Here is a 13,781-nt window from a genome sequence, read left to right on the forward strand (position 1 = left end):
TGTGCAAAATGTCGGAGATCGTAAGCACTGGTTAATTGTGCTTTTCTCGCCAAACGCCTACCAGGACACCTAGTATCTGTACTTGGCTAATAGAAACTTCAATAGGAGTGTACTTAGAATTGGCAGGTTCTAGTTTAACTCGATCATCCGTGCGGTAGAAACGGCGTATTGTTGTACCCCGTCCTTCTAATCGTGCTGCCACAATCAGTGCATTCTTCAATTGATTGGGGTCAGGGGCAGGCCGCATAATCACTACATCACCCTCAGCAATCAGATATTCCTTCATGCTGTCCCCAGTTACCCGCAGTGCAAAATTACCGGGTTTATGGAACAAGCTTGATAAATCTAGGTATTCGGCTACATTGGTAAAAGACTCAACAAGACCATTACTGACCACCCCCAATATGGGTACTCCTCCAGTGGAATCGCCCAGAATCTCAATCGTGCGAGCTTTCCCCTCTGTCCAGTCGATATATCCCTTAGCTCGCAACTGTTCTAAGCGACTCTGAATCGGCGCTGGAGTTCTTAGGTTCATAGCTCTCATCATTTGTCTAATTGAAGGAGCCTGTTGTGAGATGCGAATATATTCCACAAGCCAGTTGTAGAGTTGTTGTTGCGCTTCTGTTAGCGGTTCCCTACCTGGTGGGCGGTAAACACTGGAAGTTTGTTCTTTCAGAGTCTTTTTACTGAAAACATTGCGAGGTTCTGAAGGAATATCTAAACTTACTCCAGCAATTTCTACTTGGTTCTCTTGTTCCTGTAACTTTCTAAATTGAACGGTTGCACCTTCTAAATCACCTCGAACACAACTGCTCATGCCACGACTGTAAATTAGTAAAGGCTCAAATCCTGCCTCAAGTAGTGGTTCTGCAAAAGTTTCTACTAACGACGCAAGGCGAAACACCTCTGCCATATCCTCCTGCTTGACCCTTGTCCTTAGCCTCTCTGCTAATTCCCACGCCACATCATCAGGTCTGGTGTACGATAGCGCTGTCCATTCCTGAGCCTCTCGCAAATTCTGTGTATCCGAATCGTCGCCAGTAAGCTGCTGTGCTACATAATCCATCAAAAACCCAGCCAGTTCGTCCAATCGCTCCCCCCCAAACTGCTCCTTCAGTTCTTTGAGCAACAGATTACGAACCGCAATATCCATCTCATACATCTCATAGCCCACCTGCCGACACAGACGCGACAGCAGCACCCGCGCCACCGCAGTCCAAGGTGCTTGTGGGGCAAAGTGCGCCCAAATTTTGTAGAGCAAATCAGGGGTAAGTACCAGGGGAAACGCTGCATGACAAGCCAGATTCAGGTGTGCCTCATCAAATTGCTTGGCAAACCCGACAATCCTATCCACAGCTGCTCGCATTGTCCGTTCTTGGTTCGAGGGAGCTATCATATCAGCCATGAATACATCTTCTCCCAAGACACATATCGACCTCGCAACACATTAATCGCCTCATTCATCCCCTGACGGCTCATCTCAAACATCGGCACAAAACGGGCTATTTCCCCCGCCGTCGTATGCAGCCAACTTTCATTTGGCATTGGGTTCAGCCAAGCTGTGTAACGCACCGACTGCTGCAACCGTTCAATCCATTCCTGAGTCCACTTCACCCGTTCCAAGTCAAAATTCCCCCGTGCTGCACCCGCATCGCTGACAATCAACACCACTGCCCGTTCTCCCATCTCCGCCAACACCTCATCAATCGGCTGGGCATTCAGCAGCGTCGGATGACGATACAAGTACTCATCAGCGTAATCGTGAAAGTAAAAAACACGGGTTTGTCTCAGCCGTCCACCCCGTTCAGCCGTTTCTACTAACTGCCGCGACAGCGAGTGAAACGGCACCATCGAGCCTTCCTGGTCAATCATTAGCACCAAATCAGTCCGATTAGTACGGGGTGGCAGCAGCACAGGTTCGAGCAAAAAGCCCTCACGCCCCATCTTTTTCACTGTTGCCTCGACATCTAACTCCCTTGCCGCCCCTTCCCGCATCGGACGACGTAAGTAACGCCAACTTTGCTTCATCTGTCGCTTGGTAACGGGGAAATACTCACTCCGGAGGCTATAGCGGGGGCGTTTGAGTTCGCTGTCCCTACGGCTGTGCCGCACCGCCTGAACTACCTGCACGGGTTCATCCATCTCCAACGTCAGACTTGGGGGTTCCTCTAGTTCAGAGGAAGAAGTGGATTCTGAGGAGTGGTCACTTTTGGTGCTAATAATTACATCAACATCTGTGATTGGATGAATTGCCGTCTCACGGCGGTAGCTACCTTGCAGAAAATGACTCGGTGTTGCATCTATTTGCTTCCACATCTGCTCGAACAGCCGTCGAATCAGGCGACTCTCATCATTAGACTTGGCCCACAACGTACAGCACAACTGTTCTAATTCCTGACGACTCTCCACCCCAAAGCCAGCTTGGAGCGCTCGCACCACCGCCAGATACTCATCAACCCCCAACGGCAAACCATGCCGCTGACGCAAGCTGTTAAAATTCTCTAGCAGTGGCAGTTCCTCAGGCTTCATGCTTTAAGATACCGCAGATGATCTTCCCATTTTTTCAGCAATACCTCTGGGAAGGGGAGTTCTCCCTGAAGTTGCTTTAACACCTCATCTTGAGGAAATTGCCGCAGCACCGCAAACCAATCGAGTAACTCACTGGTACTGGGTTTCTTGCCTGATTTGTTTTTTTCCATTTGCGATCGCAATTCTGCAAATCGCTCCACTGCTGCCTCAAACAAATCGGTTGGCGATGCCGGAAAGTGAGCATTAACAATATCAATTAACTGTTTATACGAGGGAAATTCAATGTAATGAAACAGACAACGACGCAGAAAAGCATCCGGTAAATCTTTCTCATCATTGCTAGTAACAAACACGATTGGTGGGTATTTCGCCTTTACTTCCTCTCCCGTTTCATCAATCGTAAATCTCTGTTCGTCAAGCTCCCGCAACAAATCGTTAGGAAAATCAATATCAGCCTTATCAATTTCATCAATTAGCACCACCGTGCGCTGTTCATTTTTAAAAGCACGCCCCAACGCACCCATTTTGATGTAATTGTCTAAATTATCAACTTGAGATTTGCTCTGTTTACCCGTCCGAGTCAGTTGAGCATCGTGTAGGCGACGAACGGCATCATAGGAGTAAAGACCGTCTTTTGCCCGTGTTGTAGATTTGATATACCAAGGCTCATAAGGCAAACCTAGCTCATGAGCGACAGCTTGAGCTAACCGCGTTTTACCGCATCCAGGCTCACCCTTAAGCAACAAAGGGCGTTTCTCCAAAAAGATAGCTAGGTTGACTGCATTAACCAGTTCTTTCGATGGCAAATAAGGAGCAAGTCCGTCCTTTTCACACTCTTTCTGCGAGATTGGCTTGCCAGTGTAGAACTGCTTGCCACTGGCAGCAAGTGGGGTTGCTAAATTAACCATTTTGCCAATCCTCCTTCCCAACTAAGACCGCAATGCCTGCAAATTTCTTCATAGACATATTGGGGAACACCGTTACTTGACCTTTCTAACAGGATTCGGGAAGTCAACCCAGCAGGTATCTGAACTTGACTCGATATACTCAGATTGTCTATCCACTCATCGAGTGCATCCAGTGGAAACGGACTAGCTGGCGGCAAGCGCAGGGGTAGGCGGGGATACTCCGAATGTTCGCATTGTTCTGCTAACCTGACATTTGATTGACAAACGCTGCCGCAATTATCAACCAGAAACATCAACAGATGCGTTTCGCATTTGGGCATATTTTCTGTTGCCCTTGCCATAAGCGGTTCCCAGAACTCCTGAAGCCATGCCGAAAGCATTCCAGGCAGCATATAGTCCACCGTGTAAAAAATAAAAATGACATCCTGAGTCTGCCAGCGATCGCAAACCCGATCCATAATCTCGCTTGGTCTAGCATCTCTCGGCAGACTAAACCAAGGCGTGAGTTCTCGCCATAAGTTAGGAATACTCCTTCCCACGCCGCTATAGCTCACATCAATTTTGATTGGAGACTGATTCTGCCACCCCTGCTTTAATCGCAATAGCCGATTAACCAAAAATTGCTGTCCACAGCAAGGCTCACCGTGAATCAGAAACCCTGCGGTTCGATGTGATTGAATAACTTGTTTGAATAGCCGAGACTGCTCTCTAAAGTCAATCTGGAGAATTTGCTCAAAAAGAAAAGGAGATGTTTGGACTGGTAAAGATTCCACCTCCACCTCATCAGAAGTGAACTGAGTGTCAGAGAGTCCTGCATAACCAAACAGTCGCTCTTGGAGAGAATTAACCCCAGCAGATGGCTCTGAACTCTCGCTCTCTTGAGTCCCAAAATCGGCAATTTCTTCCAGGTTCAGCCCTAGTTTCTCGCAAATTTCCAAAAAATTCAGGTATTTAACAGGTTTTCCATTGAGAAATCTGTTGAGGGTATCTCTGGATATTCCCAAGCGTTCAGCCAAGTCTTGCTGCCGTCCAAAGCGATTGCGCGGAAGGGCTGATTTCACTTTTTCAATGTAGTGTGAGGCAACCCTAAGCGAGCGCGGCATAACTCATTTTCTGACAGTCACTCTCCTCGTGTCGGATTTTTGTCGGGCTTTTGTAGGAAGAAACATCAGACATAGATCTGACACCTGCTCAGACAGCCTCTTTAGAAGATGAAATTGTCGAATTCACAAGGAAGTCAATCATGGAAACCCTAGAGGCAATCAAAACAATCCTGGAAATCATCGCGATTTTTATTACCTTTCCCCAGTATGCCCCAGTGCTAGCAGTAGTGGTTGCTTTAGGAGCTGTGTACTATCTAATCGAGGACGAAGACGACAACAACCAAGAAGACCAGCCAGACACAAATATATTTGAGGCAACAGAGCAATTCCCTGATGTCAAAGAACATCCCTCAATCGCAACTCCGCCTGAAACCAAGCTATTGGATAACAAATCACGCCTTCTTGATTAACTAGGGAGGTGTGCTTTCCGTAGTTGAGATGATCGCATCCGCTCGACTCAGGGCACTCCTGACGGTTAGTGCAATTTTGTACTAACCGTGATCTCCTGAAAAATCCCTTACAAGATCTCTGTCCTGAGTTGAACAAATCTCTGGTTACAACAAAGTGTAGTGCGAACGCAAGCGATAGTTATCCGAGAAGGGGGCAGTTTACAAAAACTAACCGGATGCAATCACTGAGGGAAAATAGGCAAGTCTTCGGGTCATTTTGGCGATCGCCTTTCCCGCCGTCTCCGCAACAAATCCTCAGCCAGCCTTTATATCCACCAATTCCTCCAACTGGAACAAAAACAAAGCCCCTGGAACCAACACCAAGGGCTTTGTTTTTGGGGTGTGCGATGTACAAACAGCCTAAGAGGCTTGCGTTAGAGAGTAACCCTCAAGGAGTTAAGTGAGTGAAGCTCAATAAAATCTCAATAACTTAACAGCTAACTAGAGATTTTTAAAGACAAAACTGACTGCTCTCACAATAAAAAAAGATTGGCTAGCGTAAATTCAGGCTGGAGATTTACTTTTTGGCAACTTTACCTTATCAGTCTCGCTTGAGTGGACACAGTAAGTTTCTAAGTTCAAGTGGAATCTCGTCAAAATGTTCCAACATGAAATCCATTATCGCCAGGTGACGCAAATCGTCTTTGGCAGGACGGCGATACTTGTCTCCTCTCGCAAACCATAAGCTGACAGTCTTAGTGGAGCGCTCACAAATAAAGGCAATCTGTTCGTATGTCACTGGCCATTTGGTACGAAATTTCTGCGGACTCATTCCTAGGGAGCAGTAGCCATATAACTCGATCAGTTCTAACTCTCGTTCGCTTAGAGTTAGAGGACGATTATTTACCATTATTCACCTCCACTAGGTCATTTTCCCAAGCGACATCCGCAACACACCACTCCTCACTGGGTGAATTTTTATCCAACAGGACAACGTATTTCCAAGCCCAGCAGCAACGATGCGGAGCATAAGCATAGAATCGTCCAAGAATAATTCCCCAATCTGAGTTTTCGATCGCGGAGAACCACCGAACCGTTTTTCCTTCCGAGTAATGAGGCATTTCTACATCGGGAAAATTATTTGGCAACCCTGAATCGGGTAATTGAATTTCTTGGCTCATGGAATCTGACAATATCTCAGAATTCCCATGACGAATAGCATTTAAAAATCCACCTAGCAGTTTTCCGTTGAGGCTATTGCTCCAATGCTGGATGAGGATTGTTGTTAAAGTTTCTACCTCTTCCGGCTCTAAATTCATCTGTTCTGCATCAAAATCAGCATCCGAATAATTGGTAATTTTCTCCAATAATTCCTCAAAACCAAAATCCGATAATGCTTGCTGATAAGCTTTTTGTTCAATCAAATTTTTGTCTATTGAGTGGACAACATTCAACATGGTTTTAGATTTCCTCGAAAAGGATACAAAAAATACATGGTTAAGTTTTAGAAAAACTTGGGAACCGGATAAAATTCTCAATGGCTCAGGATTCTGATTCTTTGGCTACTCCCCAGTTGTTTTCTTCCTTAAAGCCAAGCTCTGATAATTCTCCAATCATCGCGTCTAGCAATTGGGAAGCTAATTTGTATTTGTCATGGCTTCTGCCGCCAGATTTCAATCCCCATGCCAGTAGAATTGTCTTTTCTTTGCCCAAATTTTTCACCAATAACAGCCGGAGCATGAGAAGCTTCCCGTCTCGCTCTAAGCCGTCGAACAGGGGTATGGAAGCAGAGGAGGAAGCTTCCGAAGAGGCTGACTCGATTCGGGCTAAAAAGGTTTCCATCAAGATTCCATCAGCCTTCCAGCCTTCTTCCGCATCCTCAGGGGGAGCCTTCCGCACCGCTTGGGTGGCTTCCTCGGAAGGAGGAGTGGAAGGGTTAGTTTCTATTAGTTTGGTTGAAAAAGTTTCGTCATAATCACTATCGCTTACGTTACGCTTCCAATCTGTTAAGTCTGGCATTTGTGCTGGAAACTTCCCCACCATGCAACAAGGAATCGATTTACCTTCACGAGTGCGTTGTTGGTTTTGCCGTTCTAGTTCGCTTAAAACGGCTGTCCAGTACTCGTAATCGTCACTATCCTTGCGGCACTGATTCCGGAGTGATTTAGCATAATTAATGGCAAACTCTCCTAACCTAATATCGGTAAAACATTCCTCCAAATCCGACTCGCCTTCAAACCCCCATGACGCTACATTTTCACCTTGCGCTAACGCAATAAGTCTTAACGCCGATTCACGGGCGACAGTGATGATATCCTTCATCATTGCCTTAGCAGAAGGAGCGATTTCAATAGTTTGTTTCGTCTCTGGATCGCGTTCCTTAATCGCCTTGACGTTAGTGTTAATCAGTCTCCATTCGTCTACTACAAAATTGGTAATTTCAAACGTCTGACCCGCTGCCATTAGGGGATAACGTCGATACATCTCGGCGTGAATCCATCGCAGTTTGGCGCGAATCGTTGCGTAATCAAACCATAATCCGTAAACTTTTAACCCGACCCAGTTCCAGGACTTCTTCTTGGGAGTAATAACAAAGCGATCGCCGCCTAAAGTATCTAGTAGCCAGTCAACGAACGTGGTCTTTCCTACCCCCGTGCCCCCAATGAGGCGAAGGTGAGCAAACTTATCAGGTTCGGTGCGTAGCCGCGTAAAGTCAAAAAAATTAACAGTGATGTTTTGAGCTTTAACTTCCACCGCTGGCGTTTCTCCGGCGAGAGTCTCCGTTTCCCGCTCTTCGTTAAAGTTAACGGTTCTCGTTTGAGGTAACGTAGCAATCGGGGTTTGGGGAAGTTCAGCAACGGGCGTTGGCGGTATTCCTAGACAAGAGCGTTGTGGGGTTTGTGCTTCACGAATAGCTTCGACGATACGGGAATCTATACGCGGGTCTGGGGTTACGTGCGTAAGGTGTGACGTTAACTGTTCACGGCTGGGGAAAGTCCCTTTGAGATTAACGAACCAGTCATAGAGCCAACGGTACGCATAAAATCTTTTTCCTGACTCTACTTGCGTAAGGTACTCGCTCAATACGTGGGCGTGTTCCTTCAACATGCACAACTCGTAGCGCTCAAAGGGGTCAAGGTGAAACATTAAGTCCACCAGTTCGTTAGAGTTCCCAAACCATTCCTCTCTCGCGTTTGAGTCCCCCATCGCTGAAAGGAACTCAACGAAATTACCCCTAACGAAAGGTACGGGGGCAAACTGATGAGAATCGTTAAGGTCTTGAGCCACCGCCCACACATACCCCACACCTGCAATCAACGCCCCGATGGGAGCAAGGGGTGAAGTGGCGTAACAGATGGTTCCCACAGCGCCTCCCGCTAACGTTAAAAGTTTGGCGAGATTCATACCCGTGCGTTCGTCCTTAGCCCTCACAAGTAACTGTTCCTGCCTCTCGACTAACCAAGCCGCTACGTTACCTGCTTCCAGGTGCTCAATTGAGGGGTAATCACTGCGTAAGCGTTGAGTTTCGGATGTCGTTAACGTTGGGATTAAAATGTTGCCTTCTGCGTTCATAACTTCTCCTTTTAAAACCCCTGCGTAGTGATACGGCAGGGGTAAAAAATTAGCGTTTAGAACCCCTAATTCGGGTTATTCTTTCGAGTGCTTCCAGATGTGGTAGCCCATTTCGCCAGCTACCATAGTCCCTACGTTATACACAAAACACGCGAGGATCATAGCGGGATTCGTATACTTGAAAGGCCATCGGCTAACAAACGTTGTGACGATATCAAACCCCCAGAAAAACAACGCCATTAGTCCACCTGAATTACGTTCTCTCATCCCGGCGCGTTTGTATTGACCCCATAGCGCTCGTGTTAAGTCAATGGTGTTTTTGGGCTTCTCAGGTAACGTGTACTGTTTGGCGTCTTCAAACTCCTTTTTCGCCTCTGACGGGGGTTTACCTCTTAACGTTTTCGCCTCTTGGGTTTGGATTAGGGCGCTAATAGCTAAGGAAATCCAAAATAGGGGGTTTAACGGAAGAATTAACCACCCCGTCCAGCCTATCCAATTCGCCTCAAGCCAAGGGAACAAGGGAACGCCTTGGAAGAACGTTTGCCATATCCCATCGGTACTCAGTAAGGTTCCAATCCAAAAACCCAATGCGCCTAAAACCTTTCGTCCTGACCCTGTGCGGTCGAGGAACTGAAACAGAAACGCGGCGATAAACGATACGGGAATAGCGATTAAATCCACAACCCAACGGGCTAAGATTTCTGCACCGTCACTCCACGATTTGTGTTGGTATTCGGGCGTTTCTTCGCCTTGATTTGTGGTTGACTTTGGATTAGGGCTAACTTTTGAATCCATGTGTTGAGAGTCCTCTCGTTACTGTACTGGAGCGTTAACGCAGACGTTGGCGTAAAAGTGTTTCCAAAGCCACTTACGGTTTTGAATTTTGCCGATACATGCGCCTGCCGAATCGTAAACGTAAATGATTTCGTCTGCTAAGAAACCTGTTACGTTGGGTTTGGGATTCCACTTCGAGTTATCGTAGTAGTCGCGGATTTTTAGTTTGTCCCCAGAAGGCAATACGCCTGTTTCTTTGAGTTTGTCCGCCGTCTCCTTTCGTTGAGCGATTCGGGTACGTTCAAGCTCCTCACTTTGCGCTACTTGAGCAATACTTAAAGCCGTTTCGTTTTCGAGTTGAGTTGATGCGGAAAACGAAGCGAACTGAAAAGGAAGTTTAAGGAAAAACGGGGAGGCGACAAATAGTAAACCTACGATTCCAAGGGTGGCTTGCTTTTGGTATTTGTTGGGACGAGTGGTCATCGTTAAAAGTCCTTTCGATGCCCCCAGCAACGCCAGGGGCGAAGGTAGCGTTATTCGCTTTCAATGCACCAATAACCCATTTCGCATAGGCGATCGTAAACTTCAAACGCCTGTTGCCTTAGGAGGTTGTCCAAGTCGTCGCTGATTAAGTCGAAACGGTTCTCCCCAAACGCCAAGATATTTGCGATATCGGCGTCGAGTCCTAGTGCTAGGAACTGACCAAATGCTAAGGCGTATTCGTGTTCGTCAATGGCGTTGTGGGTGGCTAAAAACTCATGTCCAGAGTACGGGGGGTAAAGTTCGTCAGAGTCCTCTGAAACGCGGTAATCGTATTCGAGCATCTACGCTACCTCCCACTCGTTATCGTCGGGGCACGAGATGGAACCTCCTAACGCTTCGTAGTTTTTGGCTAACGCCTGCCAGTGAGGGTCTTGACGGCACTGGTTTAACGCTTCGGAGCAAAGGTCTAAGGTGGTACCCCCATCCATGAACGAAAATAGTTCAGCCGAAAACTCGTCTTCGAGGTACTCTGCGATTGCGGCGATCGCACGGTGTAGCGTAGAGGCTGGGACGTTAACTCTGGACATTTAACGTACCTCCTTGGAGTAGCGGATTTGAGCCACGAGCGCTTCGCATAACCCCAAGAGGCTATCCCGTTGAAGGTTGTCGATTGAGGCTAACGTGTGGAGTAGTTCGTTAGCGATGGGGGCGGAGGGTAGTTCGTTGTACGTGTCATTGAGGCTCCACTCCTCTCCCGTTTCGTCAGTATCGTGAAACGCGAGGTTAGTAGCGATCGAAGCTAGGAGGATGAGTTTATCGTGGGGGGCTAAGGCTTCGAGTCTTGAGCCAAACTTGTCCACAAGTTCCTCCAAGGGAGGTTCTCCATCGGCGTAGAAAGGTAAAGGTTTGGCGGATGAGCTAAAAGTTGTCATGATTGATTAGTCCTTGGATTCGTTTAGGGTCTTAGGTTCAGGCCAGCGCTGGGATTCTCCATTTCGTCGGCGCTGGCTTCTGGCATTCCTCGATATCCGGGGTCGTCGGCGCATTCCCCCCAACCACAGGTGTTGAGGAGGCTGCGTTCCATTAGGGTTCCGAGTACGTCAAAGACGTTAGGTTTTACCTCCGAAACGTCAATAACTTGTTGGGTCGCCTCGTGTTTGAAAATCGTCATCGTTTACCCCTTTAACCCTGCGTCGTGGGCGTTAACGATCCGTAACGCTACTACGTCGCCCGTTGAAGCGCACTCACGGCACGCCGCTTCGGACTTAAAGGGAAAGTACCAGGGTTGTCGGGGGTACGGTGGTGAATCCCCTTGGGCGTCAGTTCGCCAGTTCTTTTGAGATAAGCGTTGGTCGGTCATTCGATCTCCTTTAAGTAAGGGGTTATAAATTTAAGGTTCGCGTCAGTCCAAAGACCTCCTTGCATGAAGTTGGCCCAATCCGCCAAACTATCGCGTATTCCGTCGTTGCGGCGGAGGTACTCCTGCTCGGTTTCGTCCCAATCACGTTGTTGGTCAATCACTGCCCCCCAGATGCCTCGCTCAAATTCAGGCGTTGAAGTGGGGAGGTAAAGGATAGGAAGTACGTCGTCTGTGGTTTGGGTCATGAGTCCTCCGTTTCGGGGGCGTTGCAGGTAATGTGGTCGTACACTTCGTCCCAGTACCCCTTAGCGATCGCCTGAACCGCTAACGCCTCAAGTTGCGTCAAAAAGCCTTCGTGTTCCTGCCGTAGCGCTTCCACCTGTTCGGGTGTGAGTTCTGGCTCAGGCGGATTTTCCTTGAGTCGCTGCGACCAATTGTTTTGGTCAACATCGTCTGACGTTAAACAGTCGCCCGTAACGCCGTTGAGGGCAATGATTTCAAAGTTGTCGTTAAAGTCTAGGGTCATCGTTAAGTACCTGATGATTGCATCCATGCAATGCCGTAGTTCCCGGTGGGGGAATAGGCGATCGCTATTAGACTTCTCCGGAAATTAAGTTTCAGCTACTGTGCCGCAAGGATTTCAGGTTAATTATCGGAGATGTCTATTGAGTTTTCTTAGAGTCCGCCCATTGGTCTGAATTGCTTAGGCTGTGCGGTCTGTGATGGTTGAATGCTTGGTAACTGCTTAGGCTGTGTAGGTTGCTGTAATGGCATCACCACTGGTGGCGGCGGTGCTATTGGAGTAGCTTTGAGTGCGCTAACCAAGTGGTCGCCATAATTGACGAGGAGAATGCTAAATAACTGAGAAAAGGTTTTGATACCTGTTAATTCAAGGATTTGTTCGGCTTTGGGGCGTTCTGTTTCATCCAGGACAACCCGTGTTTGATTAGCCATTGGTCTTGCCTGCTAAATTTGCCATTGCCACGAGGTTGAACAGTTGGGGTTCAGGTGCAATCCGGAAGCGATCGCCTGATGCTTCACAAATGGGTGCAGCCAGGTTTGCACTGCCGCCAACCACCAAAACCTCGCCTAACTGGGGTAAATGTTGTGTCCACTTGGAACGGATTTCAGCCCGTGCTGCCTCCACCCACTTCTCGCAAGCGTTTTGATAGATGCCAAAAAAGTCGAGTCGGTCAGTTCCGTAGACACAATCGCCCTTTTGAATGGCGTCCATGATGTCTGCTAGGTTGGGGCTGAAATCGAGGTTAAACACCTCTTTCATCTCAACGGCTACCTGCTGGGCTAATGCCTTGGTTCCGGGGAGAATCACTTCTGCATCATGAATCAGGGTGCCATTGGGAAGGTAAATTCTGGCGATCGCTGTTCCACCCCCGATGTCCCAAACGGCATTTTTCACATCTGGGAAGCTGAAGAATCCTTGGCTTTGACCGTAGAGAAACGCAGGTAGTGTCTCGTCTAAGGGTTCAACTGTTGCAACGGTGTAACAGATGTCCTGATTGTTGCGCTTGAACTCTTTGGTCAAAGGGTAGTTCTCCAGCCGTTTGACCGCTGCCACATCGTCATCGTTGAGGCTGTTTGGCAGTGCGATCGCCAATTTTGAGATGTGGACTGTGTTGGAATCTGGATTCGGCTCAATTGCGACTAGGGCGAGAATCGAAGCCAGTTCACATTTGTCTTTTTGAAAAGTAGGTTCACCACCTAAGTCTTGTGCCAGCTTACCAACAACGTAACGTTTGCCATCAACCTCTAAAAGCACTGTTTCAGGGTCGGGACGTAACCGCTTCCATTGATATTCGGACACTTCCTTGATACACGAAGGGATGATTTTGACCTGGTTTTCTGGGTCGATCCACTTGATGAAGCGGTTTCCACCATCAAAAACCACGTATGGTCGTATCTGGGAGTTTTGAGGATACATGTAGCCGTAGCTTGAAGGGTACGCCTGTCCGTTTAGCGTCTCTAAGTGTTCTTGCATTTTCATGGTTCAAATTGGCTAGATGCCTTGCAGTTTCTGGGCTTAGGGCGCGTTGGGAACGATTTGCAACCATTTAGTACTGGTGTCCGCTTGTGTGCGTTTTACGCTTGCCTCTGTCCTTTGTGCGTCTATGTTTGTTATAGTAGCGATTAAGTTCAACACCGTCAATAACTTTGTTGAATAGTTCAACACCAGACCTATTCAATCGCTTAGTGTGCGACGGTTCTACGGTTTACTTAAACTAGAGACACAGTGTTGAACCTATATAAATGCCTACCAACAAAAACAGAGTGATGTTTTTATGTGACGACGAAGCAAAAAATGATTTACAGCAATGGGCTGAGCAGGAAAGGCGGAGTGTAAGCAACTTAGTAGAGAAGATTGTCTTGGAAGCGATCGCAGCCTGGAAGCAGCAACAACCATCGGCACCAGAAAGCCCACCCCTCGAACCTGGGAGCAAAAGTAGGGGGAAGAAGACAGGAGGCGGGGAATGACAGAGACACCAGGTGTTTACAGAGTGACTCCCAAGCCCAGCTTTGAAACCCAGCTTCAGGCTTTACCGCCTGACGTGCGGTCTGTGGCTGAGTCTCTTGCATTGCGTGACCCTGAATCAGCGCATCGGTATGTGGCCTTATACCTTTCAGGTAATCGGGGGAAGTCGTGATG

21 protein-coding genes are annotated in these 13,781 nt (G+C 47.8%); 3 read left to right on the plus strand and 18 right to left on the minus strand.

Annotated elements, in window-relative coordinates; genetic code table 11:
• Positions 1–31: 31 nt before the first annotated feature.
• The 4 genes from lexA to NDI48_28775 form a co-directional block, all read right to left on the minus strand.
• Positions 32–676 (minus strand): transcriptional repressor LexA, encoded by a 645-nt coding sequence (lexA, locus tag NDI48_28760; GenBank protein ID MEP0835155.1) that lies wholly within the window; start codon positions 674–676, stop codon positions 32–34.
• Positions 677–1,392: 716 nt separating this feature from the next.
• Positions 1,393–2,529, minus strand: a complete 1,137-nt coding sequence (locus NDI48_28765) for a VWA domain-containing protein (protein ID MEP0835156.1) — start codon at positions 2,527–2,529, stop codon at positions 1,393–1,395.
• On the minus strand, positions 2,526–3,437 hold the full coding sequence (locus NDI48_28770; GenBank protein ID MEP0835157.1) for a MoxR family ATPase: 912 nt from the start codon (positions 3,435–3,437) through the stop codon (positions 2,526–2,528). The genes NDI48_28765 and NDI48_28770 overlap by 4 nt, the downstream gene beginning before the upstream one ends.
• Positions 3,425–4,498, minus strand: coding sequence for a helix-turn-helix domain-containing protein (locus NDI48_28775; GenBank protein MEP0835158.1), 1,074 nt, complete (start codon positions 4,496–4,498; stop codon positions 3,425–3,427). Before NDI48_28775 ends, NDI48_28770 begins: the two co-directional genes overlap by 13 nt.
• Positions 4,499–4,680: 182 nt before the next feature.
• Between NDI48_28775 and NDI48_28780 the strand changes: the two genes are divergently transcribed.
• Entirely contained in the window at positions 4,681–4,950 is a 270-nt protein-coding gene (locus NDI48_28780; GenBank protein MEP0835159.1) for a hypothetical protein, read from the plus strand.
• Between the two features lie 580 nt (positions 4,951–5,530).
• Here NDI48_28780 and NDI48_28785 read toward each other — a convergent pair.
• The 14 genes from NDI48_28785 to NDI48_28850 all read right to left on the minus strand — a co-directional run bounded on the left by NDI48_28785 (position 5,531) and on the right by NDI48_28850 (position 13,121).
• On the minus strand, positions 5,531–5,839 hold the full coding sequence (locus NDI48_28785; GenBank protein ID MEP0835160.1) for a helix-turn-helix domain-containing protein: 309 nt from the start codon (positions 5,837–5,839) through the stop codon (positions 5,531–5,533).
• Positions 5,829–6,386 (minus strand): hypothetical protein, encoded by a 558-nt coding sequence (locus NDI48_28790; GenBank protein ID MEP0835161.1) that lies wholly within the window; start codon positions 6,384–6,386, stop codon positions 5,829–5,831. Before NDI48_28790 ends, NDI48_28785 begins: the two co-directional genes overlap by 11 nt.
• An 85-nt stretch (positions 6,387–6,471) precedes the next feature.
• Positions 6,472–8,502, minus strand: coding sequence for a hypothetical protein (locus NDI48_28795; protein ID MEP0835162.1), 2,031 nt, complete (start codon positions 8,500–8,502; stop codon positions 6,472–6,474).
• A gap of 75 nt (positions 8,503–8,577) precedes the next feature.
• On the minus strand, positions 8,578–9,297 hold the full coding sequence (locus NDI48_28800; protein ID MEP0835163.1) for a hypothetical protein: 720 nt from the start codon (positions 9,295–9,297) through the stop codon (positions 8,578–8,580).
• Between the two features lie 18 nt (positions 9,298–9,315).
• Positions 9,316–9,759 carry a hypothetical protein gene (locus tag NDI48_28805; protein ID MEP0835164.1) on the minus strand — a complete coding sequence of 148 codons (444 nt, stop codon included), beginning with the start codon at positions 9,757–9,759 and terminating at the stop codon, positions 9,316–9,318.
• A gap of 50 nt (positions 9,760–9,809) precedes the next feature.
• Positions 9,810–10,100: a hypothetical protein gene (locus tag NDI48_28810; protein MEP0835165.1), complete on the minus strand. Its 291-nt coding sequence runs from the start codon at positions 10,098–10,100 to the stop codon at positions 9,810–9,812.
• Entirely contained in the window at positions 10,101–10,346 is a 246-nt protein-coding gene (locus tag NDI48_28815; protein MEP0835166.1) for a hypothetical protein, read from the minus strand. It abuts the gene before it with no gap.
• Positions 10,347–10,691 (minus strand): hypothetical protein, encoded by a 345-nt coding sequence (locus tag NDI48_28820; GenBank protein ID MEP0835167.1) that lies wholly within the window; start codon positions 10,689–10,691, stop codon positions 10,347–10,349.
• A 23-nt stretch (positions 10,692–10,714) separates the two neighbouring features.
• On the minus strand, positions 10,715–10,930 hold the full coding sequence (locus NDI48_28825) for a hypothetical protein (GenBank protein ID MEP0835168.1): 216 nt from the start codon (positions 10,928–10,930) through the stop codon (positions 10,715–10,717).
• A 3-nt stretch (positions 10,931–10,933) separates the two neighbouring features.
• Positions 10,934–11,119, minus strand: a complete 186-nt coding sequence (locus NDI48_28830; GenBank protein ID MEP0835169.1) for a hypothetical protein — start codon at positions 11,117–11,119, stop codon at positions 10,934–10,936.
• Positions 11,116–11,364 (minus strand): hypothetical protein, encoded by a 249-nt coding sequence (locus NDI48_28835; GenBank protein ID MEP0835170.1) that lies wholly within the window; start codon positions 11,362–11,364, stop codon positions 11,116–11,118. Before NDI48_28835 ends, NDI48_28830 begins: the two co-directional genes overlap by 4 nt.
• On the minus strand, positions 11,361–11,645 hold the full coding sequence (locus tag NDI48_28840; protein ID MEP0835171.1) for a hypothetical protein: 285 nt from the start codon (positions 11,643–11,645) through the stop codon (positions 11,361–11,363). Before NDI48_28840 ends, NDI48_28835 begins: the two co-directional genes overlap by 4 nt.
• Positions 11,646–11,794: 149 nt before the next feature.
• Positions 11,795–12,073: a hypothetical protein gene (locus NDI48_28845; GenBank protein MEP0835172.1), complete on the minus strand. Its 279-nt coding sequence runs from the start codon at positions 12,071–12,073 to the stop codon at positions 11,795–11,797.
• A complete protein-coding gene (locus NDI48_28850; protein ID MEP0835173.1) occupies positions 12,066–13,121 on the minus strand; it encodes a ParM/StbA family protein in 1,056 nt (351 codons plus the stop codon). Before NDI48_28850 ends, NDI48_28845 begins: the two co-directional genes overlap by 8 nt.
• Before the next feature lie 263 nt (positions 13,122–13,384).
• Between NDI48_28850 and NDI48_28855 the strand changes: the two genes are divergently transcribed.
• Both NDI48_28855 and NDI48_28860 read left to right on the plus strand, forming a co-directional pair.
• Positions 13,385–13,609 (plus strand): hypothetical protein, encoded by a 225-nt coding sequence (locus NDI48_28855; protein MEP0835174.1) that lies wholly within the window; start codon positions 13,385–13,387, stop codon positions 13,607–13,609.
• On the plus strand, positions 13,606–13,779 hold the full coding sequence (locus tag NDI48_28860; protein MEP0835175.1) for a hypothetical protein: 174 nt from the start codon (positions 13,606–13,608) through the stop codon (positions 13,777–13,779). Before NDI48_28855 ends, NDI48_28860 begins: the two co-directional genes overlap by 4 nt.
• The last annotated feature ends 2 nt before the right edge of the window (positions 13,780–13,781 follow it).

Origin of the sequence: Microcoleus sp. AS-A8 (assembly GCA_039962225.1) — a bacterium.
In the GTDB taxonomy this organism is placed as follows: Bacteria; Cyanobacteriota; Cyanobacteriia; order Cyanobacteriales; family Coleofasciculaceae; genus Allocoleopsis.

Excerpts from the sequence above, each read along its gene's own strand:
- NDI48_28765 (MEP0835156.1), bottom strand. The coding sequence starts at position 2,529 with ATGAAGCCTGAGGAACTGCCACTGCTAGAGAATTTTAACAGCTTGCGT.
- NDI48_28770 (MEP0835157.1), bottom strand. The coding sequence starts at position 3,437 with ATGGTTAATTTAGCAACCCCACTTGCTGCCAGTGGCAAGCAGTTCTAC.
- NDI48_28780 (MEP0835159.1), top strand. The coding sequence starts at position 4,681 with ATGGAAACCCTAGAGGCAATCAAAACAATCCTGGAAATCATCGCGATT.
- NDI48_28785 (MEP0835160.1), bottom strand. The coding sequence starts at position 5,839 with ATGGTAAATAATCGTCCTCTAACTCTAAGCGAACGAGAGTTAGAACTG.
- NDI48_28790 (MEP0835161.1), bottom strand. The coding sequence starts at position 6,386 with ATGTTGAATGTTGTCCACTCAATAGACAAAAATTTGATTGAACAAAAA.
- NDI48_28795 (MEP0835162.1), bottom strand. The coding sequence starts at position 8,502 with ATGAACGCAGAAGGCAACATTTTAATCCCAACGTTAACGACATCCGAA.
- NDI48_28800 (MEP0835163.1), bottom strand. The coding sequence starts at position 9,297 with ATGGATTCAAAAGTTAGCCCTAATCCAAAGTCAACCACAAATCAAGGC.
- NDI48_28805 (MEP0835164.1), bottom strand. The coding sequence starts at position 9,759 with ATGACCACTCGTCCCAACAAATACCAAAAGCAAGCCACCCTTGGAATC.
- NDI48_28810 (MEP0835165.1), bottom strand. The coding sequence starts at position 10,100 with ATGCTCGAATACGATTACCGCGTTTCAGAGGACTCTGACGAACTTTAC.
- NDI48_28815 (MEP0835166.1), bottom strand. The coding sequence starts at position 10,346 with ATGTCCAGAGTTAACGTCCCAGCCTCTACGCTACACCGTGCGATCGCC.
- NDI48_28820 (MEP0835167.1), bottom strand. The coding sequence starts at position 10,691 with ATGACAACTTTTAGCTCATCCGCCAAACCTTTACCTTTCTACGCCGAT.
- NDI48_28825 (MEP0835168.1), bottom strand. The coding sequence starts at position 10,930 with ATGACGATTTTCAAACACGAGGCGACCCAACAAGTTATTGACGTTTCG.
- NDI48_28830 (MEP0835169.1), bottom strand. The coding sequence starts at position 11,119 with ATGACCGACCAACGCTTATCTCAAAAGAACTGGCGAACTGACGCCCAA.
- NDI48_28835 (MEP0835170.1), bottom strand. The coding sequence starts at position 11,364 with ATGACCCAAACCACAGACGACGTACTTCCTATCCTTTACCTCCCCACT.
- NDI48_28840 (MEP0835171.1), bottom strand. The coding sequence starts at position 11,645 with ATGACCCTAGACTTTAACGACAACTTTGAAATCATTGCCCTCAACGGC.
- NDI48_28845 (MEP0835172.1), bottom strand. The coding sequence starts at position 12,073 with ATGGCTAATCAAACACGGGTTGTCCTGGATGAAACAGAACGCCCCAAA.
- NDI48_28850 (MEP0835173.1), bottom strand. The coding sequence starts at position 13,121 with ATGAAAATGCAAGAACACTTAGAGACGCTAAACGGACAGGCGTACCCT.
- NDI48_28855 (MEP0835174.1), top strand. The coding sequence starts at position 13,385 with ATGCCTACCAACAAAAACAGAGTGATGTTTTTATGTGACGACGAAGCA.
- NDI48_28860 (MEP0835175.1), top strand. The coding sequence starts at position 13,606 with ATGACAGAGACACCAGGTGTTTACAGAGTGACTCCCAAGCCCAGCTTT.